Raw genomic sequence first — 26,422 nt, 5'->3', positions numbered from 1 at the left:
CGGCGCATCCCGGAATGGCGAAGGTGAGAGCCGTCACTTCTCATACACCCAGATCGGACGCACCTCGATCGAGCCGATCCGTGCGCTGGGAATCCGCGCCGCGATCCCGATGGCCTCGTTGAGATCCTTCGCCTCGACCAGGTAGTAACCGCCGAGCTGCTCGCGTGTTTCCGCGAACGGACCATCGGTCGTCAGCGTCTTGCCCTCGCGCACACGCACGGTCGTTGCGGTGGTGGTCGGCTGCAGGCGGTCGCCGGCCTTGAAGTTGCCGCTCTGGATGATGGATTGCGTGAAGGCCTGGTATTCGGCCAGCATCTTCTGGCTGGTCGCCGCGTCGTTCTTCGCGTACTCGACCTCGTTCTGGTAGATCATCAGCAGATATTGCATTGCTTCACTCCTGTTGTTCGGCTCGCTCGCCGACATCCAGTCGAACGGGACACGCACCAAACGACATCTTCAGGATAAATTATTTCGGGCGGAGCGTGCGTCGCGATATCGGCTTGACGAAACCGTCACAAATGCCCATGCGTAAGCCGTCAGTCGGCCGGACGGCCGCTCCGGCAGGTGCCGAAAGGCCGCCGGGGAGGAAAGTCCGGGCTCCCTTGACATGCGGTGCCGGATAACGTCCGGCGGGGGTGACCCCAGGGAAAGTGCCACAGAGAACGAACCGCCCGCCTTCGCCCTTCGGGGCTTCGGCGAGGTAAGGGTGAAAAGGTGCGGTAAGAGCGCACCGCGGTTCCGGCAACGGAGCCGGCATGGCAAACCCCACCGGGAGCAAAACCGAATAGGGACGGCGTAGCGGGCTGTTCGTGAAAGCGATAACGCCGCGGGGCGATGTCAGGCCCGCCGTCCGGGTAGGTTGCTCGAGACCATGTGCAAACACGGTCCCAGAGGAATGGCCGTCACGTATCGTTCGCGCAAGCGGACGGTGCCCTACAGAACCCGGCTTACAGGCCGGCTGATGTCTTGCAACGAGGGGCTCGGCGTGGATGCGCTGAGCCCCTCACCATTTAGGCCGAGCGCGTCGCCATTCAAATGGTGTGTCATTCCGGGGCGTGCGCAGCACGAGCCCGGAATCCATCGGCCCGCAGTGTTGGTGGATGAATGGATTCCGGGCTCTCGCTGCGAGAGCCCGGAATGACGGCAAGAGTTACGCCACGATCTCTCGCAACACCGCCATCAGCGCCCTCGATTCAGGCGGCGCGCGTGCTCTTCACCGGCACCGGTGCAAGCGCGCCGGCCTCGCGCCGCAGCTTGCTCACCTCGAAGCCGTGCATGCCGAGCTGCCATTGCAGCCCGACGATGGCGCCCTTGGTCGGTTGCAGCAGCGCGAGGGAGGCGAACAGCGTCACCGGCAGCCACATCGCGAGTTGCAGCCACTCCGGCGGCGCATAGGCGGTCTCGACCGCGAGGATCGCCGGCACCACGAGATGGCCGACCACGACCATCACGAGATAGGCGGGAAAGTCGTCTGCGCGCTGGTGGAACAGCTCCTCGCCGCAATGGTCGCACGCGTCAGCCACTTTCAGGAGACGGCCGAACATGTGCCCTTCCCCGCAATTCGGACACTTGCCGCTGAAACCGCGCCACATCGCCTTTGCCAGAGAGACCGTCGCCATGACCACACCTCTTCCTTTTCGACGATCCATACAATAATATCTTGCATCCATACATTCAAAGGATATGGACCTAAATTGCATGGATTGGACTCCTACAATCTCGGAGCTCTCGGGCCCCCGCTACCAGCGCATCGTCGAGGCCATGGAGGCCGACATTGCCGCAGGGAGGCTGGTGCGCGGTCAGCAATTGCCGACGCAGCGGGCGCTTGCAAAAGCGCTCGGCATCGACCTCACCACGGTGACGCGCGCCTACACCGAAGCGAGGCGCCGCGGCATCTTGGAAGCCCGGGTCGGACAGGGCTCGTTCGTGTCGGAGACCAGCGCGCGCCGCGCCGTCGACCTGCCGCATCCGGTCGCGATCGACCTCTCGATGAACGTGCCGCCGCATCCGCTGGAAGCGCAGCTCGACGAGCGCATCGTCGCCGGAATGGAAGCCCTGCGCGCGCAATCGGGCCTGACGGCGTTCCTGAACTATCAGCCGCCCGGCGGCAGCGCGCATGAGCGCGAGGTCGCGGCGCGCTGGATGCGCGCACGCGTTCCGCACACGCACGTCGACAGGCTCGTGATCTTTCCCGGCACGCAGACGATCCTGTTCAACCTGCTCGCACACCTTGCGCGGCCCGGCGACATCGTGTTGACGGAAGCCCTCACCTTCCCCGGCATCAAGGCCGCCGCGGCACGGCTCGGCGTCAAGCTCGTCGGCGTCGCCATGGATGCCAGCGGCATCCTGCCCGATGCGCTGGCAAAGGCCTGCCGCACGCACCGGCCCAAGGCCGTCTATCTCATTCCTACGCTGCACAATCCGACCACCGCGACGCTTTCCGCCGAGCGGCGCAGCGCGATCGCAAAGATCATTGGCGATGCCGACACGATCCTGATCGAGGACGACGCCTACGGCCTGCTCGACCGCGCGGCTTCGCCGATCGCGAACCTCATTCCGGAGCGGACTTATCTTGCGACCACACTGTCAAAATGCATCGCACCGGCGCTGCGCGTCGCCTACTTGGTGACGCCCGACAGCAGCGCGCAGCGGGACATGCGCACCTCCTTGCAAGCCACCGTACAAATGCCGGCACCACTGATGGTCGCGCTGGTGACGCACTGGATCGAGACCGGCATTGCCGATCGCATCATCACCGCCATCCGCAACGAAGCGGTCGGGCGCCAGCAGCTCGCGCAGCGCGCATTGAAAGGCTTTCAATTCATGGCGAGGCCCGCGGCGCATCATCTATGGCTGCGGCTGCCGGAGGGACGCCCCGACGTCGCGGCGCATCTGCTGCGGAATGGACTCGCGATCGTGGCCGGCGATGCCTTTGCAGTCGACGGGACACCGCCGCACGCGGCGCGCGTCTCGCTCGGGGCGGCACGGAACAGGCCGGAACTGACCGAGGCGCTGCGCATCCTGGTCGGCGCGCTGCACAAGCCCGCCGACACCAGGCAGATCGTCTAGAGCATGATCCGGACCCGAAGGGCCGCGTTAGCGCAAAGTGCGTAGCGGTTTTCCGACAAGATCATGCTCAAACAATAAGTCTCTCATTGATGATGACGACGGTGGCGTGGCCGGACGACCGGTGCAACGGTTGCAGGATAGGCCGCATAGGCCTCGCTCGGCGCTACTGCCTCGCCACGGGCTGCGCGCCCTGCGGGCGTGAGCTGGCCGCCGTTCAGCACATCCCGGTCCGGATGCGCGGCCTGATAGGCCGCAGGCTCGGAAAACTGCGCCTGCGCCATTGTCGGCATCAAGGCCGCCGCCGATAGCAGCGCGACCGCGACGACGATCTTCGTGCGGATCATGATCATGCTCCATCATCTCATCAGGGACGGGGCTCGCTTGCAACGTGTCCCCCAAATTGCTTTACACGCCTCATGTAGGCGCCTGTTCGGCGGACGCCCGCCCCCTGGGGATCACGCTTGCGTGCGGTTTTGAAATTGACCTTCCCGGCCGCATCTGTGCTATGCGCCGGATGGCGATCGACCGTTCGCCGCTAACGACAGGAAATGACAGGTGGAAGCGTCCACTTACGCGCTGCTGCTGTTCGGCGCGCTGGCCGGCGGCTTCGTCTCGGGACTGGCCGGGTTCGGCACGGCGCTGATGGCGCTCGGGATCTGGCTCTACGTTCTGCCGCCCTCGCTCGCGGTCCCCCTGGTGCTGATCTGCTCGGTGATCGCGCAGACCTCGACGCTGCCCTCGATGTGGAAGAGTTTCGATCTCTCGCTGGTCTGGCCGTTCCTGATCGGCGGACTGATCGGCGTGCCGCTCGGAACCATGATGGTCGCCTCGGCGGATCCAAAGGTGTTCAAGCTGAGCGTCGGCGTGCTGATCCTGATTTTTTCCACGGCGCTCTATCTGAACAAGCGGCCGCTCGCCTTCAAATTCGGCGGCCGGATCGCCGACGGCGCCATCGGCTTTGCCGGCGGCATTCTTGGCGGCCTCGCCGGACTCTCGGGGCCGCTGCCGATCCTGTGGGCCAACATCCGCGGCTGGAATAAGCATGAGCGGCGCGGCATCTTCCAGCTCTTTAACTTCACGGTGCTCGCCACCGCGCTGGTGTTGCAGACGGCGTCGGGCCTGGTCGAACTGAAAGTGGTCTGGCTCGCAATGGTCGCGTTTCCGGGCACGCTGATCGGCGCATGGGCCGGCGCGCGCGTCTATCACGCGCTGAACGACAAGCACTTTGGCGATATCGTGCTCGGCTTCTTGTTCCTGTCGGGCCTCACCCTCGTCTGGAACAGCATTGGCGCGCATTAGCCCCACGGCGCCGCAAACTGGCGGGAGCCGTGGGGACGTCACTGTCGCTACGCGGGCGCACGGGCGGGAGGCGCGACCGGCTCAGCTTCCACTGGCTCCGCGGCCTCGTCCTGCGGCAACGGCGCGAAGCGCTTCCTGAACTCGCGGCGCAGCAGCCACAGGCTCAAGCCCGCCTGCAACGTGGTCGTCGCGACCGAGAGGTACCAGACGTACTCCATGCGAAAGCCCGGCCGCGTCGACAGCCAGATCGCCGGCAGGGAGTAGGTGAACACGCGCGTCGCCGAGCTCAGCAGCACCGGCTTGGTGTTGCCGAGGGCCTGGAACATGCTCGAGCACGTGAAGATCAGCCCCTGCGCCACCATGTTGAGCGAGATGATCCGCAAGAACAGGAAGGCGATCGCCATCGTCTCCCGGTCGTTCGAGAATCCGGCAAGCAGCAGCTCGGGCTTCACCTGCGCAAGGATCATGAAGCCGGCCATCACGATCGTGACGATCAAAGCGGCCTTGACGAAAGTTTCCCGCACGCGCCCAGCGTTGGCAGCGCCGACGTTCTGGCCGGCGATCGGCCCGGCCGCCAGCCCGACCGCAAGCGCAGGCATGTTGATCAGGCCGAGCACGCGCTGCCCGATGCCGAAGCCGGCCTGCGCCGCCGCGCCGAAATCGCGCAGCACGTAATAGACCACCGCCATGAAGATGAACATCATCGCGAACTCGCCGCTGGCCGGCAGGCCGACGTCGAGGATGCGCTTCAGATGGCGCGGCTGCGGACGCCACTGCGCCGCGTTGAAGGCGACATAGCGCTCGACCTTGCGGAAATAGGCCAGCAGCATCAGCACGCCGGCGGCGACCGCAATCGAGCTCGCCAGCCCCGCGCCGGCAACGCCGAGCGCGTAGCCCGTGCCCCAGCCCGAGATCAGCACCGGCGCCAGCGCGATATTGATCACGACCGCGAGGACCCGCACCAGCATGGCAGGGCGCACGATGCCGGTCGCGCGCAGCGCGGATGCGATCACCTGCATGACGAATTCCAGCGCGAGCGCCGGCATGAACCACAACAGGTAAGTGGTTCCCGCCTCGATCGTGGCCTGATCCGCAGCAATCGAACGCATATAGAGGCGCGACAGCGCCGCTCCCGCGACCAGGGTCAACAGGCCGAACAGCACCGACAATGCGATCGCCTGGTTGAAGATCAGGTTGGCATCCGGCCGATCCTTGCGTCCGACGGCATGCGCGATCAGCGTCACCGTGCCGACGCCGAGCACCTGCATCAGCCCGTTGATGAGGAAGCCGGCATTGCCGGCCGCGGCGACGCCCGCCACGGCCGCATCGCCCAGGCCCGACACGAAGTACAGGTCGACCAGCTGGCAAATCATGATCGTGACCATGCCGACCATGATTGGAGGAGCCATGGCCAGGATGTGTCTCACGATGGAGCCGTGTGTCAGGTCTTTCATCTCATTCCATCCTCTGGCCACGTGACAGCGGGACGTTCGCCCCGCTGCCGCGCGCCTCATTCCGCTGCCGCGATCTGCCCGAGCTCCACCACCTGGCGCTCGAACAGGCCGCGATAGATGCCGTCCGGCTTGCGCGCGAGCACGGCGTGGGTGCCCTGCTCGACGATCTCGCCGCGGTCGAACACCAGGATTCGGTCGAGGCTCTTCACGGTCGACAGCCGGTGCGCGATCACGATCGACGTGCGACCTTTCATCAGCCGCTCCATCGCCTCTTGGATCAGCGCCTCCGATTCCGAATCGAGGCTCGAGGTCGCCTCGTCCAGGATCAGCACCGGCGCGTCCGCCAGGAACGCGCGCGCCAGCGCCACGCGCTGCCGCTCGCCGCCCGACAGCTTGACGCCGCGCTCACCCACCAGCGTGCCGTAGCCCTTAGGCAGGCGCAGGATGAAGTCGTGCGCATTGGCGAGACGCGCCGCCTGCTCGATCGCCTCGAGGCTGGCGCCGGGCCGGCCATAGGCGATGTTCTCGGCGAGAGTGCGGTGAAACAGGATCGGCTCCTGCTGCACGATCGCGATCTGACTGCGCAGCGATTGCTGCGTAGCGAGCGCGATGTCCTGCCCGTCGATCAGCACGCGGCCGCCGGTGACGTCGTAGAGCCGCTGCACCAGCTTGACGAAAGTGGTCTTGCCGGAGCCGGAGCGGCCGACGAGGCCGACCCGCTCGCCGGCACGGATCTTGACCGACAAGCCGTCATACAGCGGCGCGCGATGGCCGCCATAATGGAACGTGACGTCGTCGAACACGATCTCGCCGCCCTCGATCGCAATCGGCCGCGCGCCGGCCGCATCGGCAATGCCGATCGGCTCGTCATGGATCGCCACCAGTTCGTCCATGTCGTTCACGGCGCGCTGCAGGTTGTTGATGTGCATACCCACGTCGCGCAAATAGGCGTGGATGACGTAATAACTCGTCAGCACATAGGTGACGTCGCCGGGCGAGGCATGGCCCGAGATCCACAGCAGCACCGAACCGCCTATCACCGAGGCGCGCAAGGCCAGCAGCAGCGCGAGCTGCGCCATGGCCGTGTAGTTGTAGCGGAACCAGGTCCGCCGCACGCGCACGCGCCAGCGGTTGACGACGCGGGCGAGCCGCGCATCCTCCCGCGCCTCCGCGCCGAAGGATTTCACCACCGCATTGCATGTCAGCGCGTCCGCCAGCGTGCCGCCGACCTTGGTGTCCCAGGCATTGGAGACGCGCGCCGCCGGCGCGATGTAGCGGGTCGAGAACAGCACGGTGATGGCGACGTAAAAGAGCGCTCCCACCGCGATCACCGCGCCGAGCGACGCCCAGTGCAGGCCGATGAGGACCACAGAACCCATCAGGACCAGCAAGGACGGCGCCAATGCCATCAGGATGGTGTCGTTGAGCAGGTCGAGCGCCCACATGCCGCGCGTGATCTTGCGCACGGTGGAGCCGGCGAAGGAGTTGGCGTGCCAGTCGGTCGAGAAACGCTGCACGCGCATGAACGCGTCCTGCGCCACCTCCGTCATGGTCCTCAGCGTGAACGGCACGATCGCCTGGAGGCCGACTAGCCTGAGCACCACCGAGGCTGCACCGAGCGCCACGATGGCGCCGAGCGCGACCAGCGCCGCGTGGCGCGCATCGGGGTCGGATGAGCCGCGCGTCAACGCATCAATCAATTGTCCGGAGAAAACCGGCATGAACAGGTCGGCGACGGTCGCGCCCAAGAGGCCGCCGGCGACGACCAGCGTACGCGCCGGCTGCTTCAGCCAGTGCCGGAACACGAAGGGCAGCACCACGCGAATCGCGGCGGGCTTTTTTGACAGTGCGGTCATGGCATCATCCGGCCGCTTCGCGCGGGCCGGCTCCATCGGTGGACGCAAGTCGGCCGAAGGCCGCGCCGGCGTCACGTAAGACTGATTTTGAGACTGATTTTGACTTGGGAAGCGAAGCGATCGGGACGCCTGGTCGAAACCTTGGCCCAATCGAAGCTGGCGGAAGTGGCCTCTAACAGGCCGCGTACATACCGAACCAGGAGATCATCGAGCGCGGGCGTACGATCTGCGAATGCGACGAAATCATGCAAATCTCCCCGGTTCGATTGAATGAGGTGCGCTTTATAGATGTGTCGCTCGTGAATTGCAACGGGGCTCGCGCGAGATCACGCACGAGTGTTGCAATTCGGTGCGCGGGCCTTGGCCCGCCATCGCCGCCTCAATCTCCGCTGTCATGCCCCGCGAAGGCGGGGCATCCAGTACGCCGCGGCTTCTCGGTTCTAGCCGCGCTGTCTCGGCGTACTGGATCGCCCGGTCAAGCCGGGCGATGACACCGAGTACATGGCTGGTTCAGTGCGCGTCGCCGCTGGCGCCGAACGGCGAAGCCGGCTTGTTCAGCAGCGCGACTAGCAGGCTGAGACCGAGATAGAACACCGTCAGCATGAGGAACGTGTCGCCAAAACTCATCACCACGGCCTGGCGGTGCACGATCTGGCTGAGCTGCTTCATCGCCATCAGCGCGGAATCGCCGAGCCCCTGGAACTTCTGCATGAACATGGTCAGGGTTTCGGTCGCGGTCGCGTTGCCCCAGGTCACGCGCTCCTGCAGGCGGGTGATGTGCAGGTCGGTGCGGTCGTTGAGCACGGTATTGATGACGGCAAGGCCGACCGCGCCGCCGAGATTGCGCATCAGGTTGAACAGGCCGCTCGCATTCTTCACCCGGTCTGGCGCCAGCGTGCCGAGCGCGATGTTGTTGGTCGGCACCATCGCGAACATCATGCCGATCCCGCGCAGGATCTGCGGCACCAGCAGCTCGTAGAAATCGTAATCGCGGGTGATCCAGGTCATCTGGTAGGAGCCGATCGCGAACACGATGAGGCCGAACGCGATCATGTAGCGCATGTCGAGCTTGGCCATGAGCCGGCCGACCAGCGGTGCGACCAGGAACATGGTGATGCCGGAGACGAACATGGTCTCGCCGATCATCAGCGCACTGTAGCCACGCACTTCGGCGAGATAGCGCGGATAGATGTAGGTCAGGCCGTAGAGGCCGATGCCGATGCAGAATTGCAGCGTGCAACCGACGGCGAAATTACGATCGGAGAAGGTGCGCAAATTGACGATCGGCTCGACCGCCGTGAACACGCGCCAGAAGAAGGCGATCGCCGAGATCGCGCAGATCCAGGCGCAGATCGCCACCGAGGTGTCCTGCATCCATTGATATTGCGGGCCCTCTTCCAGCACGTATTCCAGCGTGCCGAGAAAGCTGGCCATGAACAACAGGCCCCACCAGTCGAAGCGGTCGAGCAGTTCGAAATGCGGCTCGTCGAAATCGACCAGCGCCAGCACGCCCACGGTGATGCCGATGCCGGGCACGACGTTGATGAAAAACAGCCAGTTCCACGACATCAGGTCGGTGATGTAGCCGCCGACCGTCGGCCCGATCGTGGGAGCCAAGGTCGCAACAAGCCCGATGATGGGACCGACGATGTGGAATTTCGTGCGCGGGAAGACGGTATAGGCCGAGGCGAACACGGTCGGAATCATGCCGGCGCCGAGAAAGCCCTGCAGCGCGCGCCAGAGGATCATCTCCTCGATCGTCGTGGCGAAGCCGCAGAGCAGGCTCGCGAAGGTGAAGCCCGCCGCGGAGATCGCGAACAACAGCCGCGTGCCGAAGGCGCGCGACAGGAATCCCGACAGCGGGATCGCGATCACCTCGGCGATCAGATAGGCGGTCTGAACCCAGGAGACCTCGCTGGAGCTCGCCGACAGCCCGGCCTGGATTTCGCTCAAGGAGGCCGAGACGATCTGGATGTCCAGGATCGACATGAACATCCCGAACACCATGATGATGAACGCAAACAGCCGCTTCGGCGCGATGCGCTCCGAAGCGGGGGCCGCCATCATGGCAGGTGAAGCGGTGGTGGCGTTGGCCATGGTGTCAGCTCGGGCTGGAGCGGCGGGCTCTTCTTACCTCTCCCGCTTGCGGGAGAGGGAGCGCAGCTGCAGTCGGAGCTGGGGTGTCGCGACTCATGAGTGATCAATCCTACTGCGGATGAATCGCGGTGGGATCGTCGAGATCGACCTCGCTGTCGGCGTCGGCGGCGCCCTTGTTGGTGTCGACGGTCGCGTAGACCGACATGCCGGCGCGGAGCAGGTTCTGCTTCGCCACCGATTTGGGCACGCGGATGCGGACCGGCACGCGCTGCACGATCTTGGTGAAATTGCCGGTGGCGTTGTCCGGCGGCAGCAGCGTGAACACCGAGCCCGCGCCCGCCGCGATGCTGTCGACCACGCCGGAGAACTTGCGCATGCCGTAGGCGTCGACCTTGATCGTCACCGGCTGGCCGGGGCGGATGCGCTTGAGCTGCGTCTCCTTGAAGTTGGCATCGATATAGACGTCGTCCAGCGGCACGATGTTGCCGAGGCGCTGGCCGACCGCGACGAAGTCGCCGGTGTTGACCAGGCGATTGGAGAACGTGCCGTTGACCGGCGCACGGACCGCGGTGAAGCCGAGGTCGCGCTCGGCCTTGGCGAGCGTGGTCTTGAGCTCGGCGAGCTGAGCCTGCGCTTCGGCCTGCTGCGCCCTGGCGACATCGACATTGCTGACGGCGACGTCATAGGCGGCCTGCGCGGCCTTGACCGCGGCAGCGCCTTGATCGCGTCCGGCTTCCGAGCTCTCGAAGGTGGCGCGCGAGGCAAAGCCCTTGCTGCTCAGCGCCTGCTGGCGCTCATAGTCGAGGTCGGCGCGCTTGAGGCCCGCTTCCGCGGAGACGTGCTGCGCCTTGGCCTGCGCGACCTGGCTGTCGAGCGCGGCGACCTGGCGGCCGATGCGATCGATGGTGGCCTGCTGGGTCGCGATCTTGGTCGCGGCGGCTTCGACCGCGATTCTGTAGTCGCCGTCGTCGATGCGGAGGACGATGTCGCCGGCACGCACCGGCGTGTTGTCGCCGGCAAGGATCGAGGAGATGTGGCCGGCAACGCGCGCGCCGAGCATGGTGTTGTTGGCGCGGACATAGGCATCGTCGGTCGAGATGTAGAAGCGGCCGACCAGCGTGTAGTAGCCGGCATAGCCCGCAGCAGCGAGTGCGAGAACGAGGCCGACGCCCATCAGGACGAATTTGCGCTTGCCGGACTTGGGCGCAGCGGCGGCGGGCGCGGGTGCAGCCGGCTTGTCGATCACGGGCTGCTCTGGCGCCTCGCGGGTCGGACGCTTCGTTTCCTCGGCGACATGAGCGCGCAACTGCTCGGCAGGGGGTGCCGATGTCTCGGACGCAGCAGCATCGCCCGCCTGGTCCTCCACCGCTTCCTGGCGAAGGACGCGAGCCGCCTGGTCTCTCGATACGGCCATAAACGGCCTCCCAATAAGCGCGATCGAGTGCGGCCGCTGCGCGGCCGGTTTCCTCTCGCCGATCCCAGATATCATTGACCGAACGGTTCGGTCAATATACAATAATGTCTTCGGCCAAGACTGTACTGCCTCGAATCCTTTATTCGGGTTTCATGGCCCTGATCCGGTCCAAAAACCTTCCGAGACACTAAACCAATGGTTGTAGCTGCCAACGAACATCTGCACGTCGTCCAGGAGGAGGACAGCTCCAAGCGCCGCCAGATCCTCGACGGTGCCCGCAAGGTGTTCATGGATCTTGGTTTCGACGGCGCCAGCATGGGCGAGATCGCGCGCGCCGCGCAGGTCTCCAAGGGCACGCTCTACGTCTACTTCGCCGACAAATTCGCGCTGTTCGAAGCCATCCTCGAACAGGAGGCGCTCCAGCACGGCCAGGTCGTGTTCAATTTCGATCCCGACCGCGATGCCGAGACCACGCTGAAGGAGTTCGGCCTCGCCTACATCCATCTGCTCTGCCGCCCCGGTGGCGGATCGGCGATCCGCACCGTGATGGCGATCGCCGAACGCATGCCGGATGTCGGCCGCCGTTACTATGCGCGCGTGCTGGACAAGAGCATCAACCGCCTCTCCGACTATCTCAAGGCTCGTGTCGCCTCGGGCGATCTCGCGATCGACGATTGCGATCTTGCCGCCTCGCAATTCATGGAGCTCAGCAAAGCCTCGCTCTTCCTGCCCTTCGTGTTCCAGGCCGCACCCGCGCCGTCGGAACAGCGCATGACCGCGGTGGTCGACAGCGCAACGCGAATGTTCCTGGCGGCGTATAAGGCGAAGTAGCAGCGCGTTGCGCCTGCGGGGCGGGCAGCACTATATTGCGGCCATGTCTCGTGATCTTCGCCCGCCGGTCGACATCCTCCACTACGAGATCGTCCAGGAACAGGCCTCGGCGCTTGGACGGATGGGTCGCGCACTCGAACAGTGCCTCTCGCGCCTGCGCGAATTCGACGCTGCCCACGCAGCGACCGAGTTGCCGGCCTCAATGCAACCGGCCAGGCGCAAGCTGGTGCTGGAAGCCGGCCAAGCGCTATGGATGTTCGTGGTGCAACGTGAGGCGTCCGGCCTGCGCGACAGCCGCCACATCATGCGCACCTACAACGTCCCGGGTGAGGTGCAGTGCTGCATGGGGCTGGCACCGTCGAAGCCGGCGAAGCGCGCCTAATCGTCGGCGTATTCGTCTTCCTCGCGCTTGTGCATCGTGCTCTTGCGCGCACCGAGCGAACCGGTCACCGACGGTTCGCGCGCACTCGCATAGGGTCTGCGCGATTGCGCGCGGGCGGCAATTTCTTCGCCGGAGGCGGCGGCGGGCTGGCAGATCAGGCGGCGGCTGGCGCGACGCATCAGATCGACGTGGATGTGATCGTAGTGGTAGACGTTCGAGCCCGGCGCGAGCACGGTGGTGAAATGCGCGCACGCACCCGACTGCACATCGCGCAGGAATCCCTGCTCTTCCGGCACGCCGCGCCAGCCGTCCTTGATCGTGACGCGGCGGCCGTCGGCGAGCACGAAGGCGGAAATGTCGAGCGCATTGCCGAAGGCGTGCTCGGAGATGTGGGCGTGCGGATTGCCGTTCATGCCGCGGCAGGAATAGGCGGAGATCTGCTTGATCTCGGCGACGCGGACGCCGAACCAGCGCATCGCCGAAGGCTGCACCGTGTCGGCGAGCCAGCGGTCGAGCTCCGACACGATCGGACAGGCGAGCGTCGCGGTCGGCTTGATCGCGACGGGACCGACGGCCGTGACGGGATTGCCCTGTGCCGGGCCAAGACGCGGCGGCGGCTGCGCAGGCGCCTGCGAGTAAGGCGCTGGCCGTGCCGGATAGCTCGGTGCATTCATGTAGCGCGCCGCGCCCGCGGCATCGGTGCCCTCGGGCGGTAGGTCGATCTCGTCCTCCTGCGGCGCGACGCCGGGCGCATTCAGTGACATCGGGCCGGTTGAGGCGCCGTAGCCGGCGGGCTGACGCACCGTGCTGTCGGGATAGTTCGAGCGTTGCGGATAGGACGATGCCGGATAATTCTGGCTCTGCGGGTAATTCGGCTGCGGCTGCACCGGCCAGCGCGGCTGGTTACCGATGCTGGCGGGCGGACGCAGCGCCTCGTCGGCGAAACCGTAGCTGCTGGAGGCTTCGCCGATGGCGGCGACCTTGAGCGGAAACTCGGCGCCGCAGCTGCCAGGCCCGGAAATCGGGTCGATGCGGACGATGTCCGCACTTTCCTTCACCGCGCCCGATTTCAGGCACGCCGCTTCCGCCTCGGCCCGCCATGGCTCACGTTCGGCCTGAAAGAAGCCGCGACCGCAACCCGCTAGCGAAACAAGGACGATGGAGCCGACGAGATACAAACGAACTCCGCGCGTCATGCACGCACGTTCGGTGAATTTACTTAAAGACTCTTCAACGTGTTGATTTCAGTGTTCTTTAACCATACCGGGCGCGGCGGCACCGGTTGCTGCCGATGACGAGCGACAGCGAGCCTGACTTTTTCGAAAAGAGACTTTCTGTTAACCATAAGGGCTGCGCGCCAAGCAGCGCGCACGGAGGGAGCGACCTCATGACGTTCGCCGGGAGACTGAGCGTTATCACCGCCTACCTCGCCATGGCCTTCGTCGGCGCCATCGTGCTCGGCATGATCTAGGGACGTCGGTCGACCACGGCCGCTTACCCTCCCCTGGAGGGGGAGGTCGGCTCATATGAAGCGCAGCGGAATGTGAGACGGGGTGGGGTGACGGTCTCTCCACCTCGAACACTGCTCGCGTGGAGAGATCACCCCACCCCGCTCGCGCTGCGCGCGATCGACCCTCCCCCTCCAGGGGAGGGTGGCAGAACGCCCGCCGCTACGACCTTGCGCCCCACTGCCGCGATGAGGTGATCACCTTCTCGCGCGGTGCCTCGACACGCGTCCAGTCGTTGCCGGAGCACCAGAAGCGGCCGAGCGCACAGGCTTGCACGTGCAGCTTGCCGGAGCTCTTCAACGTCATCGTCGCGTAATAGGTGTTGCCGCTGGAGCGGCTGTAGATGCTGCCGGTCCAGGCATCGTGCTTTTTCGGCTTCATGTTGACGAGCACGCTCTCGCCCCTGCCCGACGCTTCAGTGAGCGCGTAGCCGCACAGTGCAGGTCCGCAGCGCTCGATGCGGACCGTACCCCTGGCGCCGGCGCTCTCCCACTCGCCGAGCGGCGTATAACTCTCGTCGTCGCTGGTCTGTGCAACCGTTGCGGTCTGATTGATCTCGGCTCTCGGGGCGACGACCGGCGGCTCGATGCGCGGCGGATCGAGCGCGGCGGTCTTCGGCTGATCGATACGCTCCAGATCAACCCGCGGCCGACCGGGGCTCAGCGTCTCCAATCCTGACGTCTCCAATCTTGACGTCTCCAATCTTGGCGCCGGCGGCGGCACGACGGGCTGCGACGTCGTCGCGGCAAGGACGGGAGGCGCCGGTGGCGGCGCGACCACAGTCGCTTCCGTCGGCCGGAGGCTGCGATTGGAGGACACCGTGACACAGGAAGCGGATCGGCAATTGCGCGGCGCCGCGACATGGAACCGGTGGCCGCCGATCGAGAAGGTGTAGGAGCCGGCCTGCGCTGTGGACGCGATCGCCATCAGTGCGATCAATGTGCCAAGCAAAGTTGCAGGCCGCGGCATCGGCGTTTCCCTCAGTGTCGCGACGACTTTACGCAGAGCAGGAGCGGCTGAATGTGCGCTGCCTCACCCAGGCCGCGCGCGGTCGTTGTGAGACGTCCATCACAGAACGCCGGACCACCACCGCGTAGGGTCGAACCACGCTTCATCCACCAGCGACACCAGTTCAAATCGGACCACGCAATTTTCGGAGGTTGTCATGAACAAGCTCTCCATCGCCGCCACCGCCCTCTTCCTCGCTTCGACTGCCGCCGCACATGCCGGCAATTCGATCTCGTTCCAGATCGAGGGCCAGCACATCCGCATCGAGACGCCGCGCAACTGCGCCTCGCTCAATTGCGTGACCATCGTCGCGCCCGGCCTGTCGGACAAGCCGATCAAGCTGAACGACATCAACCTCAAGGGCCTTGGCGGCTCCAAGGACGATGACGTCGACACCACGCCGGCTCCGGCCACGACCACCCAGCCCGCGCCGGCTCCGGTGCAGCAGCAGCCGGTGCCGCAAGCGCCGGTGCAGGCGGTTGCGCCGGCCGCGCCAGCCGTTGGCACGCCCGCCGCCCCGGCCGCGACTGTTGCCGCCGCTCCGTCCGTCGGCGTCGACAATACGCAGCCTGCGCCCGTTGCCGCGCCTGCTCCCGTCGCTGCGGCTCCCGCGCCGGCTCCGGTCGCCGCCGCACCCGTGGCGGCTGCCAACACGCCGATCGGCGTGTGGGCGACCGAAGCGAACAAGGGCAACGTTCGCGTCGAACAGTGTGGCGCCAATCTCTGCGGTTACGCCGAGAAGACCAACGAGCGCATCCTGATCAACATGAAGCCCGAGGGCTCGAAGTGGAGCGGCCGCATTCGCGATCCCAACTCCGGCCGCAACTACGATTCCACGATCTCGATGAAGGGCCCGAATGCGATGCGCGTGCAGGGCTGCGCCTTCGGCGGCATGTTCTGCGGCGGTCAGACCTGGAAGCGCGTGAGCTGACGCGCGGAGCGCGTCATCCCCAACACATGTACTATCTTCGTCATGCCCGGGCTTGTCCCGCCTGCGCGGCCGAAGCCGCTTCGGCGAGGCGAAGGCCCGGGCATCCACGTTCTTGGTGCCGCAAGGCAAGACGTGGATGGCCGGGACAAGCCGGCCATGACGGTGTGGAGATATCCGAGCCCATTCGCTGGCATCCCGCAGCACATGTGACAGACGTTCATCCACCATTCAGCTGCGTCCGGCTGAAATCGACCGATCTCGCCCTCGCGTTCTTTCACCGGGACCTCCTCGTGACTTCATTGGTGGCTTGGCGCCGCTTCGCGTTTGCGCTTGTGCTGCTGGCCCTGCCGCTGGCCGGCGCGAGCGTTGCGATCGCATCCGATGCGATCGAAGTCGCGCAGGCGCAGCCGCAAGCGCAGCCCACGCCCGCCCCCTCCCCGACGCCGTCGGCCTCGCCGGCACCGTCCGCAGAAACACAACCCGCCGCGGTCGAGCCGATCGGCAATGTCGCGACGGTGACGGGGATCGCAACCGTGATCCGCGACAGGAACTCCTATCCGCTGCGCGTGCGCGACGACATCTATCTCAACGACGTGGTGCAGACCTCGTCGAACTCCTCGCTCGGCATCACCTTCAACGACGCCACCACGTTCAACCTCTCCGCCAGAGCCAGGATCACCATCGACAATTACGTCTATGAGGACGGCGGCAAGCAGAATTCGGCGATCTTCGACGTCGGCAGGGGTACGGTTGCCTTCGTGGCGGCTGCCGTCGCCAAGACCGGCGACATGAAGATCGCGACGCCGACCGCGACGCTCGGCATCCGCGGCACCACCGGCGTTATCGACGTGCCCGAGGGCGCGGCGGCGAACAGGGCGAGCAACGTCAACATCAAGCTCTATCCCGACGCCGACGGTCGGGTCGGCCACATCGAGGTCAACGACCGCTCTAGCGGCGCGCGGCTCGGCGCGCTGACGCAAGCCGCGAGCGGCTTTGCGATCCGCCCGGGCGCAGCCACGGCCGGCGTCATGCGTTTTGCTGCCGTGCCGATCACGATTCCCGCGCAGCAAATTGCGCGCGACCGCGGCTTCGTCAGCCAGGTGCATCTGGCGCAGACCGCGGGCCGGCAGATCGTCATCGAGCAGCGCGACTTCCGTCGCGCCAATCCGGGCGCGCTCAGCCGCATTCCGCGGCCGGCGCAACCGCCGCAGCAGCAACAATTGCGGCCGACAACGCCGCCGGGCCGGCGAGGCGCGCAGCAGCCGCCGCAGCGGCAAGGCGGCGCGGTGCAGCCGGGTGGCCAGCGCGCGGGTCAGGGCCAGCAGCGACAGGGCGAACAGCAACAGGTGCCGCGACGCCAAGGCCAGCAACAAGGCGCGGGTCGGCCGCCAGGTGCGCCCCGCATCGGGCAAGGCAAGCAGCCCGGTGGCGTACCGCAGACACAACCACACACGCCGCGCACGGGATTGCAGCCTGGCCAGCCAGCACAGCCACCCGCAGTCCAACAGCCAGGCGGCATCCAGCGCCAAGGCGGATTCCAGCAGCGCCTGCCCGCCGCACAACGTCCCGCAGCGCCGCGCAGACCGGCGGCCGCTCCGAAGCAGAAGGCGCGGCGGTAAAGGCCGGTGTGCGTGAGTGCGCTCGGTGCGCTCCCTCGCCCCGCGCTTGCGGGGCCGCGACGAGCTTCGCTCGCGCTGAGAGGGTTGGGGTGAGGGGCTGCCTCCGTAGAAATAGTGTCAGTGAGACTCGCGGAGAGTTCCCCTCACCCGGATTGCATCTGCGATGCAATCCGACCTCTCCCCGCAAGCGGGGCGCGACAACAACTCACGCCTCGCCGCGCAGCCAGGCCTTCACCTTTTGCAGCAGGCCATGCTGCAGTTCCTCGACGGACGCGGCTTCGGCCGGCGTCAACGTCTGCAAGGCGGCATCGATATCGTCCGCCGCCAGCGTCGGCTCAGGCGCCGGCGATGGCACAAGCCCCGCCGCCGCGAGCGCAATCGGGCCGATCTGCGTCAGGAATGCGCGCTCATATTCGCGCGAGAGGCGCCCGATGGCATCGTCCAGCGTCAGCCAGTCGACCGCCTTGATGTCGTTCATCAGCTTGCGGACCGGCCCGCCGTTAGCCTCCATCCGCCAGAAATGCACGACCTTGGAGCGCCCGCCGGACTGATAGACGAGCGTGCCCAGAAATTCGTGCACGGCGACGTCGTGGCCGGTCTCCTCCAGCACCTCGCGGTGTGCGGCTTCCTTCGGCGTCTCGCCGTCGTCGAGCTTGCCCTTGGGCAGGACCCATTCGTTGCGCTTGCGCTGGCGCACGACCGCGATCAGTGGCGCAGGGCCACGCCGCAGCACAATACCACCCCCCGCCATCACCGGCGCCCGTGCCATCGCTCACATCCAGTATCGTCGTCCCAGAAACGCGATATAGACAGCGGTGACGGCGGATTGAAGGCTACTTTCTTCCGAGCAGCGCTTGACCGGCGCGAATGCGCGTGCCCTCGGCGATACCGTCGCAGAAGGTAAAATCGCCGGGCGCGAGGACGATGATGGTCGAGCCGTGCTCGAACCAGCCGAGCTCCTCGCCCTTGCTCACCTTGACGTCGCAGGGAAAATTCACCGGGCCGCGGGTCTGCGCGTTCAGCACCATGTCGAGGAAGTGCAGGCGGATGCTCGCGACCAGGATCGCGGCAACGGGCACCAGCGTCACCGCTTCGCCGGTCGAGAGGTGCGTCCGGATCACCGCACGCTCGTTCTTGCAGAATAGCCGCTCGACGCGCTTGAGCGCGATCGGGTTGACGTTCCAGACGTCGCCATGGATCAGCGTCACGCGTTCGATATGGGCATCATAGGGCGCGTGGAAGCGGTGATACATGCTCGAGGTCAGCCGCAGCGTGACGAAGGAGCCGTTGCGGTGCTGCTCGACCAGCGCTGAGTCACCAAGCAAGTCCAGCAGCGAATAGGGCGCGCCCTTGACCTGGAACAGCTCGGTGTCGGCGATCTTCCCATGGGCGCCGACGATGCCGTCGGAGGGGCTTGCGACAATGGATGGGTCGGGATCAAACCGCCGCAGCCCCGGCTTCAGCTCCCGGGTGAAGCAGTCGTGCAGGCTCTTGAAGTGGGTCTTGCGCGCCTCTGACAGGTCGAGGTCGGAGAACAGCTTCCACAGCGCGATCGAGAAGTCCCGCACCAACGGATTCTCGATCTTGGAGAACCAGCCCATGAAGCGGGTCAGGGCCGCGCGGGGGATGCGGTTGGTCAACAGAAAGTTGAGATCTTCCTGCTGGGTGAAAGAGGCGATGAGGGCTTTGACTGTCATGAATCTGTCAGCTCGCAGTATTAGCGCTTGTTGTCATGGAAACGACACTCCCGATTCTCTCGATGTCCGTGGCCGCCGCAGCGTCTGCTGCCGCCGTCCTCCCGAAGCTCAAGGCGCGGGTCGAACTCTCCCGTGCCAAGCACCGGTCGCTCGCCGGGCACTCCAAGATGTCGCGCCGGGTAGCACGGCTGCTCCCGTTCTACGAGTTCGAGGGCGACAAGTATTTCGGCTGCGACGGCGCGCCGGCGAACATCGTGGCCCAGCGCAAGGAGGCCTTCTTCCGCCTCGCCGAGCTCTACGCCGAGCGCTACCCCAGGGGCCGCGCGATGACGAAGGAAGCGGCGGAGACGATCTCCGACCTGAATTTCACCGAGAGCTACCGCGTGCCGTTCCAGTTCTCGCGCCTGGTGCGCGAGCATCTGGGCACCTCGACCTTCATGGAATCGTCCAGCGGCGTCACGGTCACCGATGTCGACGGCAACACCTCGTATGACCTCACGGGATCCTACGGCGTCAACATCTTCGGCAACGACTTCTACAAGGAGTGCATCGAGGGCGCCGAGAAACGCGCGCATGCGCTGGGTCCCGTGCTCGGCCCCTACCATCCCGTCATCCTCGAGAACGTGCAGCGGCTCTGCCATATCTCGGGCCTCGACGAGGTCTCGTTCCACATGTCCGGCACCGAAGCCGTGATGCAGGCGGTGCGGCTCGCGCGCTACCACACCAAGCGCACCCATCTCGTTCGTTTCGCCGGCGCCTATCACGGCTGGTGGGGCGACGTGCAGCCCGGCGTCGGCAATCCCATCCCCGCGCATGAGACCTACACCCTCGCCGAGATGTCGGAGAAGACGCTGCATGTGCTGAAGACGCGCAAGGACATCGCCTGCGTGCTGGTCAATCCGCTGCAAGGGCTGCATCCCAACGCCAACGCGCCCGGCGATTCCTCGCTGGTCGATTCCTCCCGCGGCGGCAATTTCGATCGCGCGGCCTACACCGAGTGGCTCAAGAAATTGCGCGAGGTCTGCACTGAGCGCGGTATCGTCCTGATCTTCGACGAGGTCTTCGTCGGCTTCCGTCTCGCCGCCGGCGGCGCCCAGGAGTACTTTGGCGTCAAGGCCGACATGGTGACCTACGGCAAGAGCCTCGCCGGCGGCCTGCCGGTCGGCGTGGTCTGCGGCAAACGCGAGCTGATGCGCCGCTTCCGCGACGACCGTCCCGCCGACATCTGCTTCGCCCGCGGCACCTTCAACTCGCACCCCTACGTCATGACGGCAATGGACGAGTTCCTGAGCCGGCTCGCCAGCCCCAACTTCCGCGCCGTCTATGACGGGCTGGAGGAGACCTGGAACGGGCGCGTGAAGAAGCTCAACGAGATGATGGAGAGCGCCGACCTGCCGGTGCGGTTCGCCAACTACTCCTCGATCTGGACGGTGAAATACACCACGCCATCCCGTTACAATTGGATGCTGCAGTATTACCTGCGCGCCGAAGGGCTGGCGCTGAGCTGGGTCGGCACCGGCCGGCTGATATTCAGCCTGAACTACACCGACGCCGATTTCACCGAGGTCGCCGAGCGCTTCGTCCGCGCCGCCGAGAAGATGAAGGCCGACGGCTTCTGGTGGCACGATGGCGTGCTCACCAACAAGAATATCAAGCGGCAGATTTTGAAAGAGATGCTGGCCAAGCGCTTTGGACGCTGAGGCCACACTGCGCGGGCTTGCTCCGCCTCTCCCGCTTGCGGGAGAGGCCGACGCGCCCCGGGCGATGCGAAAGCATCGTCCCGCGCGCGGCGGGTGAGGGTTCTCACCGCACGGGGACATCCTCAGTAATCCCCGACAATCCCGACGCGGAGACACCCCCACCCCAGCCCTCCCCCGCAAGCGGGAGAGGGAGCCCACTCCCGGTGCCGCTGCATTGTTTGCACCATATGCGATTGTCCGACCGCACGCGGGGAGAGGCGAAGAAAGCGCCCCCCAGACGTGGATGCCCGGCGCGAGGCCGGGCATGACGTAACCATCAGACATCGGAGTGTGTTGTGTGCGGCGCGCGCTCAGGCGTGCTGCTCTTCGAGCATGGGCTCGTCGATGAAGCCCAGCGTGTGCTCGGGGTTGAGGTGCAGGCCGGGATCCATCAGCTCGCCGCGCATCAGCGCCAGCGGGGCATTGCGATAGAGCATCAGGTCGTGGAAGGGGTCGGTCAGGATCTTGGTCATCCAGACGAGGCCGGTCTCGACGTCGCGGATGAAGAACAGGTGCACCGTGCGGAACAGCAGCCCGCCGCCGCCGACCACGAGCCAGATCTTGGCGACCTGACGCATGAAGTCGGTCGCGCTTTGCCAGGGCGTGAACAGGCCGAACAGCGTGGGATCGACGACCAGCACCAGGGGCGAGAACGCCCAGATCGCCATCAGCACCACCTTGCGCTGCAAATTGTAGCCGACCTTGATCTCTTCCTTGTACTCGTGCGTCGCCTGGTTGATGTGGTCGTAAGTGTGCGGCTCGAAGAAGAAGTGACCGGCCTGGCGCGAGGTCATCGACACCAGCCAGCCGACCAGCGCCGAGACGACGGGATCGATGAACAGCCAGACATAGGCGAAGAGGAAGCTCAGGGCACTGACGAAGTGCAGGCTCTGATTGATGCGGCTGTGGTGATAGTAGCGATGGTCGTCCCAGCGCTGGATCCGCAGCTGCTCGAGATAATTCTTGATCATGCTCTCCCCCAAAATGCTTTCGGGTCCGGAATTACAGGGATTCGATGTAGGCCGTGTGACATCATCATTTTGTCATGTGACGATGTGCAGCGGCGCGATGACGCACGCGACGCGTGAGCTTCAGATCAGGCTGCCTTGGCGACGTCGACCTTGCGGAAGCGGACCAGCGAGAAGTGCCCCAGCGGCGGGATCAGGCGGCGCTCGGCGAGCTCGATGCCGTTCGCGCCGGAGAGCCACTTGGCATAGCGCGACCAGGCGAATTCGGCGGTGCGGAAGCCGAGCGGACGCACCACCGGCTGGAGCTTCTGCTCGATGAAGCGGCGCATGCCGGCATCGGCGCTGACGCGGGTCAGGATGATCAGCTCGCCGCCCGGGCGCAGCACGCGGGCGAATTCGTCGAGCGCCTTCTCCGGGTTCGGCACGGCCGTCACGACATATTGCGCCATCACGACGTCGAAGGAATTGTCAGGGAATTCGAGCTTCTCGGCGTCCATCACCGCGAGGCCCTCGACGTTCTTCAGCTTCTGCTCCTTCACCCGGCGGCGCGCCTTGTCCAGCATCGCTTCCGAAATGTCGGTGCCGAAGATGCGAACGTTGGGGGCATAGAGCGGCAGCGAGATGCCGGTACCGACGCCGACCTCGAGCACGCGGCCGCCGATCTTGTTGGTGGCCGCGATCGCGGCCTGCCGCCCCTTGGCGAACACGCCGCCGAACACGAGGTCGTAGACGGGCGCCCAGCGGTCATAGGCCTGCTCGACCGTGCCACGGGTGAGATCGAGCTGCTGCGTGCCGTCAAGGTTCATGATCTTAGCCATCGATGAGGTTCTCGCTGTGGTTCGAATTGACGATCAGCTGCGCACCGGCCGCCGCGCCATCCGAGGCGAGGCACGCAAGGCGCGGCTGGGCTGAAGTGAGGTGAGATTGCCGACGAACTGGCGCGCGCTGTTCTCCCAGGAGCGCTCCAGCGCGAAATTGCGGCAGGTCTCGCGCGACATGGTGAGCGCGCGCAGGCAGGCGGTGCGCAGATCGTGGTCGATCGCGCCGATCGGGTGATCGGCGATGACGTCCTTCGGACCCGTGACCGGAAAGGCCGCAACCGGCGTGCCGCAGGCGAGCGCCTCGAGCTGCACCACGCCGAAGGTGTCGGTCAGGCTCGGAAACACGAACACGTCGGCGGCGGCGAGATGGGCGGTGAGATCCGCTCCCTTCTTCTCGCCGAGGAACACTGCGTCCGGATATTTCTTTTCGAGCGCCGCCTTCTGCGGGCCGTCGCCGACGACGACCTTGGTGCCGGGCAGGTCGAGCGAGAGGAACGCTTCGAGATTCTTCTCCACCGCCACGCGTCCCATGGTCATGAAGATCGGGCGCGGCAGGTCGAGCGTGGCCGGAGCGTCGGGATGGAACAGCTCGGTGTCGACGCCGCGCGTCCAGAAGCCGAGCCGCTTGAAGCCGCGCTCGGACAGCTCCTGCCGCAGCGAGGGCGTCGCCACCATGGTCATGGCGGCGGCATCGTGGAAATGGCGCAGCACCGCGTATCCGATTGCGGCCGGGATGCCGGTCCGCACCGAGACGTATTCCGGAAACCGCGTCGTATAGGAGGTGGTGAAAGCGAGCCGGTTGCGGCGGCAATAGGCCCGCGCGGCCCAGCCGATCGGGCCCTCGGTCGCGATGTGCAGCGCGTCCGGCGCCGCCCTCTCGATCCGCCGCGCGATCTCCTTACCCGTAGGCAGCGCAACGCGCAGGCCGGGATAGGTCGGCAGCGGCCAGGACGGAAAGCCGTCGGGGGTGAGGAAGTCGATCTCGACATCGAGGGCCTTGGCCGCATTCGCCAGCGAAGTCAGCGTCCGGACCACACCGTTGACCTGCGGATGCCAGGCGTCGGTCGCGATTAATACTCGCATGGGGAAATCCCGAGAGTTTGATGATTCTCAGGCATCGACCATCAACGAAGGATATTTCAGGCGTGTGACGTCACAGAAGTGTCGGCGTGCTGTTTTGTTCGTTAACGGGCCCGCGGAGCCACGAAACTGTCATGAAACAATCCTTGCCGCCACGAAACCGTTTTCGGTTTTCCGCGCAAATGTCCCGAAACGTTTTGCCGTTAGGACTTAAGGCAACGGAGCACCGAAACGGTGCCGCGGTGAGCAGAAACACCGAGCAAACAGGGGCGATCACATGTTCAATCTGGACACGTTCAAGACGTTTTCGCGCGCCGTTGCATTCGGCGCAGTCGCGGTCTCCGCAATTGCGTTCGCAGGTGCAGCCAACGCCGCGCCGATGCAGCTCTTCCCCTTCTTCCAGCCGCTGCCGCCGATGGCCGCGCCGCAGCCGATCCAGCCTTATCAGCCCTACCAGGCAACGCCTTACCAGGCCGCGCCGTCCGAGGATCAGGACACGGTCGAGCTGCCGGCCCGCTTCCGCCGCCAGACCGTTTCCTATGCAACGCGCGAGGCGCCGGGCACCATCATCATCGATACGCCCAACACCTATCTCTATTACGTGCTCGGCAATGGCCAGGCGCTGCGCTACGGCATCGGCGTCGGCCGCGACGGCTTCACCTGGTCCGGCATCCAGTCGGTGAGCCGCAAGGCCGAATGGCCGGCCTGGACTCCGCCGCCGGAGATGATCGCCCGCCAGCCCTATCTGCCGCGCCACATGGCCGGCGGCCCCGGCAATCCGCTCGGCGCCCGTGCGATGTATCTCGGCGGCACCATCTACCGCATCCACGGCACCAACGCCCCCGAGACCATCGGCAAGCGCGTCTCCTCGGGCTGCATCCGCATGACCAACGAGGACGTCACCGACCTCTATTCCCGCGTCAACGTCGGCACCAAGGTGGTCGTGCTGCCGATGACCGAGCGCAGGGCCGAGCTCGGCACGGCAACGCGCTGAGCGACCGGACATTGTGACGCAAGCGGCCCCGGAACCCGCCGGGGCCGTCTTTGTTTGCCCTCGACATCCCGACGCGCCTGTTGCGGCGCGATCCCCGATGGAGGCGCAAATGCAACCACGCCTGCAACCTTCGTCAAGAGCGTGGGTGCACGCGATCGGCGCCGGGGCACTGACGCTGCTGCTGTCCGCGCCCTTCACGCTCGCGCAACAACCCGCGGGTGACGATACCGGCCAGCAGGCCTTCAACAATTCCTGCCGCACCTGCCACTCCGTGAAGGAAGGCGACAATCGCCTCGGTCCCAACCTCAACAAGATCGTCGGACGCAAGGCCGGCTCGCTGCCGGACTACAATTATTCGTCGTCGATGAAAGAAGCCGGCTTCGTCTGGGACCAGGACAAGCTCACCCGCTTCATGGTCAAGCCGGACGAGGTCGTGTCCGGCCACAAGATGCAGCCTTATGGCGGCGTGTCCGCGGATGAGGCGGCGAAGGTGCTTGCGTATCTGCAAGCGACGGGCGGACAGTAGATCGCGACGCGCTGTTTTCGCTATGCGGTTGCGGCACGTCCGCTTAGCGGCTGATCCCGCCCCGCCACTCTGCGATCAGCCTCAGCCACGCCGATGCATGAAACGCGCTCATCAAGAGATACATCGGCACCATCCCGCCGAGCAGAGATCCCTGCCCGGCGGCGCACAGCATGTCCGCCGGCCCACCGCCGAGCCCGGCAGTCAGCACGGCCATGACCGCGAAGGTCGGCGTGGCCGCCAGAGCCAGCCATCTGGCGAGATGGCGTGCGGCCATCACGCCATCGCCGCTGGCAGGCGCAGTTGCGCTGACGGGATTAGTCACGACCTCCCGCGGCCTCCTCGCGAAACGCCTTCTCGCCGGCGTCCGAGACCTCCACCCATTTCTTGTCGGGTGCCGCGCCTTCGGTGTAGCTGTCGTGCCAATTCCACCATTTGTAGGTCGGCGTCTGCGGATAGCCCTTGGGCGAGTCCTCCCACACCTCCTGGCGGCCGAGCGGGGTGATGTCGAGATAGTTCCAGGTGCCGCCCATCTGCTCGTCGCCTCGGCTCTTGACGAAATAGGTGCGGAAGATGCGCGTCCCGTCGCGGTAGAACACATTCGTCCCGTGCCACTCGTCCACGCCGAAATCGGCATCGAAGCTGTCGGTGATGGTGACCCAGGGCATGGTCCAGCCCATCCGCTGCTTCAGCCTGACGATGTCGGCCTGCGGCGCGCGCGAGGCGAACACCAGCGTGGTATCGCGGGCGTTCAAGTGCGAGACATGGGCGACCTGATCGGCGACCATGGAGCAGCCCCGGCAGGCCTGATCGGGCCAGCCGAACACGCCCGGTTCGAAGAAGGCGCGATAGACGATCAGCTGCCGCCGGCCCTGGAACAGATCAGCCAAACTGACCTTGCCGCCGGGCCCCTCGAACGCATAGGTTTTGGCAACCTCCATCCATGGCATGCGCCGGCGCTCGGCGGCCAGGGCGTCGCGGGCACGGGTATGCGCCTTTTCCTTCACGAGCAGTTGCTGGCGGGCGGCCTCCCAGTCCTGCGGCGACACCACCGGCGGGGTCTGCATGGCGGTGTGTCCGTTGGTTCCTGCTTTTTCTGCTGATGTCATCATGACTCTCCGAAGCTCTTGCT

At 65.7% G+C, this 26,422-nt stretch carries 26 protein-coding genes and 1 other RNA gene; 11 read left to right on the top strand and 16 right to left on the bottom strand.

Translation table 11 applies throughout. From position 1 onward, the window contains the following. Positions 1-33: 33 nt before the first annotated feature. The gene (locus tag JQ566_RS23255) at positions 34-387 is read right to left on the bottom strand and encodes a YciI family protein (protein ID WP_028182069.1); all 354 of its coding nucleotides are present in this window, start codon (positions 385-387) and stop codon (positions 34-36) included. 149 nt (positions 388-536) lie between these two features. On the opposite strand from JQ566_RS23255, the gene rnpB reads away from it, so the two are divergent. Beyond that, an RNA gene (rnpB, locus tag JQ566_RS23250) (RNase P RNA component class A) lies at positions 537-966 on the top strand. 227 nt (positions 967-1,193) lie between these two features. Here the strand turns inward: rnpB and JQ566_RS23245 are convergent. Then, positions 1,194-1,619: a DUF983 domain-containing protein gene (locus JQ566_RS23245; RefSeq protein WP_212376080.1), complete on the bottom strand. Its 426-nt coding sequence runs from the start codon at positions 1,617-1,619 to the stop codon at positions 1,194-1,196. Positions 1,620-1,698: 79 nt separating this feature from the next. Between JQ566_RS23245 and JQ566_RS23240 the strand changes: the two genes are divergently transcribed. Further along, on the top strand, positions 1,699-3,069 hold the full coding sequence (locus tag JQ566_RS23240) for an aminotransferase-like domain-containing protein (RefSeq protein ID WP_212376077.1): 1,371 nt from the start codon (positions 1,699-1,701) through the stop codon (positions 3,067-3,069). Between the two features lie 83 nt (positions 3,070-3,152). On the opposite strand, the gene JQ566_RS23235 is transcribed toward JQ566_RS23240, so the two are convergent. Further along, positions 3,153-3,413, bottom strand: coding sequence for a hypothetical protein (locus tag JQ566_RS23235; protein WP_212376074.1), 261 nt, complete (start codon positions 3,411-3,413; stop codon positions 3,153-3,155). Between the two features lie 211 nt (positions 3,414-3,624). Here JQ566_RS23235 and JQ566_RS23230 point away from each other — a divergent pair, with 211 nt between their 5' ends. Then, the gene (locus JQ566_RS23230) at positions 3,625-4,368 is read left to right on the top strand and encodes a sulfite exporter TauE/SafE family protein (RefSeq protein WP_212376071.1); all 744 of its coding nucleotides are present in this window, start codon (positions 3,625-3,627) and stop codon (positions 4,366-4,368) included. A gap of 47 nt (positions 4,369-4,415) precedes the next feature. Here JQ566_RS23230 and JQ566_RS23225 read toward each other — a convergent pair whose 3' ends face one another. From JQ566_RS23225 to JQ566_RS23210, 4 genes are all read right to left on the bottom strand, one after another. After that, positions 4,416-5,822 (bottom strand): MATE family efflux transporter, encoded by a 1,407-nt coding sequence (locus JQ566_RS23225; protein WP_212376067.1) that lies wholly within the window; start codon positions 5,820-5,822, stop codon positions 4,416-4,418. Between the two features lie 56 nt (positions 5,823-5,878). Further along, positions 5,879-7,678 (bottom strand): ABC transporter ATP-binding protein, encoded by a 1,800-nt coding sequence (locus tag JQ566_RS23220; protein WP_212376064.1) that lies wholly within the window; start codon positions 7,676-7,678, stop codon positions 5,879-5,881. 510 nt (positions 7,679-8,188) lie between these two features. Continuing rightward, on the bottom strand, positions 8,189-9,775 hold the full coding sequence (locus tag JQ566_RS23215) for a DHA2 family efflux MFS transporter permease subunit (protein ID WP_212376061.1): 1,587 nt from the start codon (positions 9,773-9,775) through the stop codon (positions 8,189-8,191). Positions 9,776-9,884: 109 nt separating this feature from the next. Next, a complete protein-coding gene (locus JQ566_RS23210; RefSeq protein ID WP_212376058.1) occupies positions 9,885-11,189 on the bottom strand; it encodes an HlyD family secretion protein in 1,305 nt (434 codons plus the stop codon). Positions 11,190-11,384: 195 nt separating this feature from the next. Here JQ566_RS23210 and JQ566_RS23205 point away from each other — a divergent pair, with 195 nt between their 5' ends. Together JQ566_RS23205 and JQ566_RS23200 are read left to right on the top strand one after the other, a co-directional pair. After that, entirely contained in the window at positions 11,385-12,020 is a 636-nt protein-coding gene (locus tag JQ566_RS23205) for a TetR/AcrR family transcriptional regulator (RefSeq protein WP_212376053.1), read from the top strand. Positions 12,021-12,063: 43 nt separating this feature from the next. Further along, on the top strand, positions 12,064-12,402 hold the full coding sequence (locus JQ566_RS23200) for a DUF6665 family protein (RefSeq protein WP_212376048.1): 339 nt from the start codon (positions 12,064-12,066) through the stop codon (positions 12,400-12,402). Here JQ566_RS23200 and JQ566_RS23195 read toward each other — a convergent pair. Continuing rightward, on the bottom strand, positions 12,399-13,598 hold the full coding sequence (locus tag JQ566_RS23195) for an extensin-like domain-containing protein (RefSeq protein WP_212376045.1): 1,200 nt from the start codon (positions 13,596-13,598) through the stop codon (positions 12,399-12,401). The two genes, JQ566_RS23200 and JQ566_RS23195, sit on opposite strands and share 4 nt — an antisense overlap. A gap of 95 nt (positions 13,599-13,693) precedes the next feature. On the opposite strand from JQ566_RS23195, the gene JQ566_RS23190 reads away from it, so the two are divergent. Beyond that, a complete protein-coding gene (locus JQ566_RS23190; RefSeq protein ID WP_212376041.1) occupies positions 13,694-13,873 on the top strand; it encodes a hypothetical protein in 180 nt (59 codons plus the stop codon). 199 nt (positions 13,874-14,072) lie between these two features. Here the strand turns inward: JQ566_RS23190 and JQ566_RS23185 are convergent, their stop codons facing one another. After that, positions 14,073-14,879, bottom strand: coding sequence for a DUF2147 domain-containing protein (locus tag JQ566_RS23185; protein ID WP_212376036.1), 807 nt, complete (start codon positions 14,877-14,879; stop codon positions 14,073-14,075). Positions 14,880-15,075: 196 nt separating this feature from the next. On the opposite strand from JQ566_RS23185, the gene JQ566_RS23180 reads away from it, so the two are divergent. Together JQ566_RS23180 and JQ566_RS23175 are read left to right on the top strand one after the other, a co-directional pair. Then, positions 15,076-15,849 (top strand): DUF2147 domain-containing protein, encoded by a 774-nt coding sequence (locus tag JQ566_RS23180; protein ID WP_212376032.1) that lies wholly within the window; start codon positions 15,076-15,078, stop codon positions 15,847-15,849. Between the two features lie 299 nt (positions 15,850-16,148). Then, the gene (locus JQ566_RS23175) at positions 16,149-17,468 is read left to right on the top strand and encodes a FecR domain-containing protein (RefSeq protein WP_212376401.1); all 1,320 of its coding nucleotides are present in this window, start codon (positions 16,149-16,151) and stop codon (positions 17,466-17,468) included. 205 nt (positions 17,469-17,673) lie between these two features. Here JQ566_RS23175 and JQ566_RS23170 read toward each other — a convergent pair whose 3' ends face one another. Continuing rightward, complete coding sequence (locus tag JQ566_RS23170; RefSeq protein WP_212376029.1) at positions 17,674-18,237, bottom strand: NUDIX hydrolase; 564 nt, start codon at positions 18,235-18,237, stop codon at positions 17,674-17,676. A 64-nt stretch (positions 18,238-18,301) separates the two neighbouring features. After that, complete coding sequence (gene asd, locus JQ566_RS23165) at positions 18,302-19,165, bottom strand: archaetidylserine decarboxylase (protein ID WP_212376025.1); 864 nt, start codon at positions 19,163-19,165, stop codon at positions 18,302-18,304. A gap of 35 nt (positions 19,166-19,200) precedes the next feature. On the opposite strand from asd, the gene JQ566_RS23160 reads away from it, so the two are divergent. Further along, complete coding sequence (locus JQ566_RS23160; RefSeq protein WP_212376022.1) at positions 19,201-20,865, top strand: aminotransferase class III-fold pyridoxal phosphate-dependent enzyme; 1,665 nt, start codon at positions 19,201-19,203, stop codon at positions 20,863-20,865. A gap of 350 nt (positions 20,866-21,215) precedes the next feature. Here the strand turns inward: JQ566_RS23160 and JQ566_RS23155 are convergent, their stop codons facing one another. The 3 genes from JQ566_RS23155 to JQ566_RS23145 all read right to left on the bottom strand — a co-directional run bounded on the left by JQ566_RS23155 (position 21,216) and on the right by JQ566_RS23145 (position 23,776). Beyond that, entirely contained in the window at positions 21,216-21,875 is a 660-nt protein-coding gene (locus JQ566_RS23155; RefSeq protein ID WP_212376019.1) for a hypothetical protein, read from the bottom strand. A 125-nt stretch (positions 21,876-22,000) separates the two neighbouring features. Further along, on the bottom strand, positions 22,001-22,690 hold the full coding sequence (locus JQ566_RS23150; protein ID WP_028178083.1) for a class I SAM-dependent methyltransferase: 690 nt from the start codon (positions 22,688-22,690) through the stop codon (positions 22,001-22,003). Positions 22,691-22,723: 33 nt separating this feature from the next. Beyond that, the gene (locus tag JQ566_RS23145) at positions 22,724-23,776 is read right to left on the bottom strand and encodes a glycosyltransferase family 4 protein (protein ID WP_212376016.1); all 1,053 of its coding nucleotides are present in this window, start codon (positions 23,774-23,776) and stop codon (positions 22,724-22,726) included. Positions 23,777-24,050: 274 nt separating this feature from the next. Here JQ566_RS23145 and JQ566_RS23140 point away from each other — a divergent pair, with 274 nt between their 5' ends. Together JQ566_RS23140 and JQ566_RS23135 are read left to right on the top strand one after the other, a co-directional pair. Next, on the top strand, positions 24,051-24,767 hold the full coding sequence (locus JQ566_RS23140) for a L,D-transpeptidase (RefSeq protein ID WP_212376013.1): 717 nt from the start codon (positions 24,051-24,053) through the stop codon (positions 24,765-24,767). Positions 24,768-24,876: 109 nt separating this feature from the next. Further along, positions 24,877-25,293: a c-type cytochrome gene (locus JQ566_RS23135; RefSeq protein ID WP_434057837.1), complete on the top strand. Its 417-nt coding sequence runs from the start codon at positions 24,877-24,879 to the stop codon at positions 25,291-25,293. A 43-nt stretch (positions 25,294-25,336) separates the two neighbouring features. On the opposite strand, the gene JQ566_RS23130 is transcribed toward JQ566_RS23135, so the two are convergent. Both JQ566_RS23130 and JQ566_RS23125 read right to left on the bottom strand, forming a co-directional pair. Then, positions 25,337-25,615, bottom strand: coding sequence for a hypothetical protein (locus JQ566_RS23130; protein ID WP_212376008.1), 279 nt, complete (start codon positions 25,613-25,615; stop codon positions 25,337-25,339). Then, the gene (locus JQ566_RS23125; RefSeq protein ID WP_212376005.1) at positions 25,608-26,402 is read right to left on the bottom strand and encodes a DUF899 domain-containing protein; all 795 of its coding nucleotides are present in this window, start codon (positions 26,400-26,402) and stop codon (positions 25,608-25,610) included. Before JQ566_RS23125 ends, JQ566_RS23130 begins: the two co-directional genes overlap by 8 nt. Positions 26,403-26,422 lie beyond the last annotated feature (20 nt).

The sequence above is a fragment of the Bradyrhizobium sp. SZCCT0231 genome (assembly GCF_018130245.1).
Lineage (GTDB): Bacteria > Pseudomonadota > Alphaproteobacteria > Rhizobiales > Xanthobacteraceae > Bradyrhizobium > Bradyrhizobium japonicum_F.
The sequence above is the reverse complement of the archived record's forward strand: the minus strand, read 5'-3'. Positions and strand labels throughout refer to the sequence as shown.

Excerpts from the sequence above, each read along its gene's own strand:
- JQ566_RS23255 (WP_028182069.1), bottom strand. The coding sequence starts at position 387 with ATGCAATATCTGCTGATGATCTACCAGAACGAGGTCGAGTACGCGAAG.
- JQ566_RS23245 (WP_212376080.1), bottom strand. The coding sequence starts at position 1,619 with ATGGCGACGGTCTCTCTGGCAAAGGCGATGTGGCGCGGTTTCAGCGGC.
- JQ566_RS23240 (WP_212376077.1), top strand. The coding sequence starts at position 1,699 with ATGGATTGGACTCCTACAATCTCGGAGCTCTCGGGCCCCCGCTACCAG.
- JQ566_RS23235 (WP_212376074.1), bottom strand. The coding sequence starts at position 3,413 with ATGATCCGCACGAAGATCGTCGTCGCGGTCGCGCTGCTATCGGCGGCG.
- JQ566_RS23225 (WP_212376067.1), bottom strand. The coding sequence starts at position 5,822 with ATGAAAGACCTGACACACGGCTCCATCGTGAGACACATCCTGGCCATG.
- JQ566_RS23220 (WP_212376064.1), bottom strand. The coding sequence starts at position 7,678 with ATGACCGCACTGTCAAAAAAGCCCGCCGCGATTCGCGTGGTGCTGCCC.
- JQ566_RS23215 (WP_212376061.1), bottom strand. The coding sequence starts at position 9,775 with ATGGCCAACGCCACCACCGCTTCACCTGCCATGATGGCGGCCCCCGCT.
- JQ566_RS23210 (WP_212376058.1), bottom strand. The coding sequence starts at position 11,189 with ATGGCCGTATCGAGAGACCAGGCGGCTCGCGTCCTTCGCCAGGAAGCG.
- JQ566_RS23205 (WP_212376053.1), top strand. The coding sequence starts at position 11,385 with ATGGTTGTAGCTGCCAACGAACATCTGCACGTCGTCCAGGAGGAGGAC.
- JQ566_RS23200 (WP_212376048.1), top strand. The coding sequence starts at position 12,064 with ATGTCTCGTGATCTTCGCCCGCCGGTCGACATCCTCCACTACGAGATC.
- JQ566_RS23195 (WP_212376045.1), bottom strand. The coding sequence starts at position 13,598 with ATGACGCGCGGAGTTCGTTTGTATCTCGTCGGCTCCATCGTCCTTGTT.
- JQ566_RS23190 (WP_212376041.1), top strand. The coding sequence starts at position 13,694 with ATGACGAGCGACAGCGAGCCTGACTTTTTCGAAAAGAGACTTTCTGTT.
- JQ566_RS23185 (WP_212376036.1), bottom strand. The coding sequence starts at position 14,879 with ATGCCGCGGCCTGCAACTTTGCTTGGCACATTGATCGCACTGATGGCG.
- JQ566_RS23180 (WP_212376032.1), top strand. The coding sequence starts at position 15,076 with ATGAACAAGCTCTCCATCGCCGCCACCGCCCTCTTCCTCGCTTCGACT.
- JQ566_RS23170 (WP_212376029.1), bottom strand. The coding sequence starts at position 18,237 with ATGGCACGGGCGCCGGTGATGGCGGGGGGTGGTATTGTGCTGCGGCGT.
- asd (WP_212376025.1), bottom strand. The coding sequence starts at position 19,165 with ATGACAGTCAAAGCCCTCATCGCCTCTTTCACCCAGCAGGAAGATCTC.
- JQ566_RS23160 (WP_212376022.1), top strand. The coding sequence starts at position 19,201 with ATGGAAACGACACTCCCGATTCTCTCGATGTCCGTGGCCGCCGCAGCG.
- JQ566_RS23155 (WP_212376019.1), bottom strand. The coding sequence starts at position 21,875 with ATGATCAAGAATTATCTCGAGCAGCTGCGGATCCAGCGCTGGGACGAC.
- JQ566_RS23150 (WP_028178083.1), bottom strand. The coding sequence starts at position 22,690 with ATGGCTAAGATCATGAACCTTGACGGCACGCAGCAGCTCGATCTCACC.
- JQ566_RS23145 (WP_212376016.1), bottom strand. The coding sequence starts at position 23,776 with ATGCGAGTATTAATCGCGACCGACGCCTGGCATCCGCAGGTCAACGGT.
- JQ566_RS23140 (WP_212376013.1), top strand. The coding sequence starts at position 24,051 with ATGTTCAATCTGGACACGTTCAAGACGTTTTCGCGCGCCGTTGCATTC.
- JQ566_RS23135 (WP_434057837.1), top strand. The coding sequence starts at position 24,877 with ATGCAACCACGCCTGCAACCTTCGTCAAGAGCGTGGGTGCACGCGATC.
- JQ566_RS23125 (WP_212376005.1), bottom strand. The coding sequence starts at position 26,402 with ATGATGACATCAGCAGAAAAAGCAGGAACCAACGGACACACCGCCATG.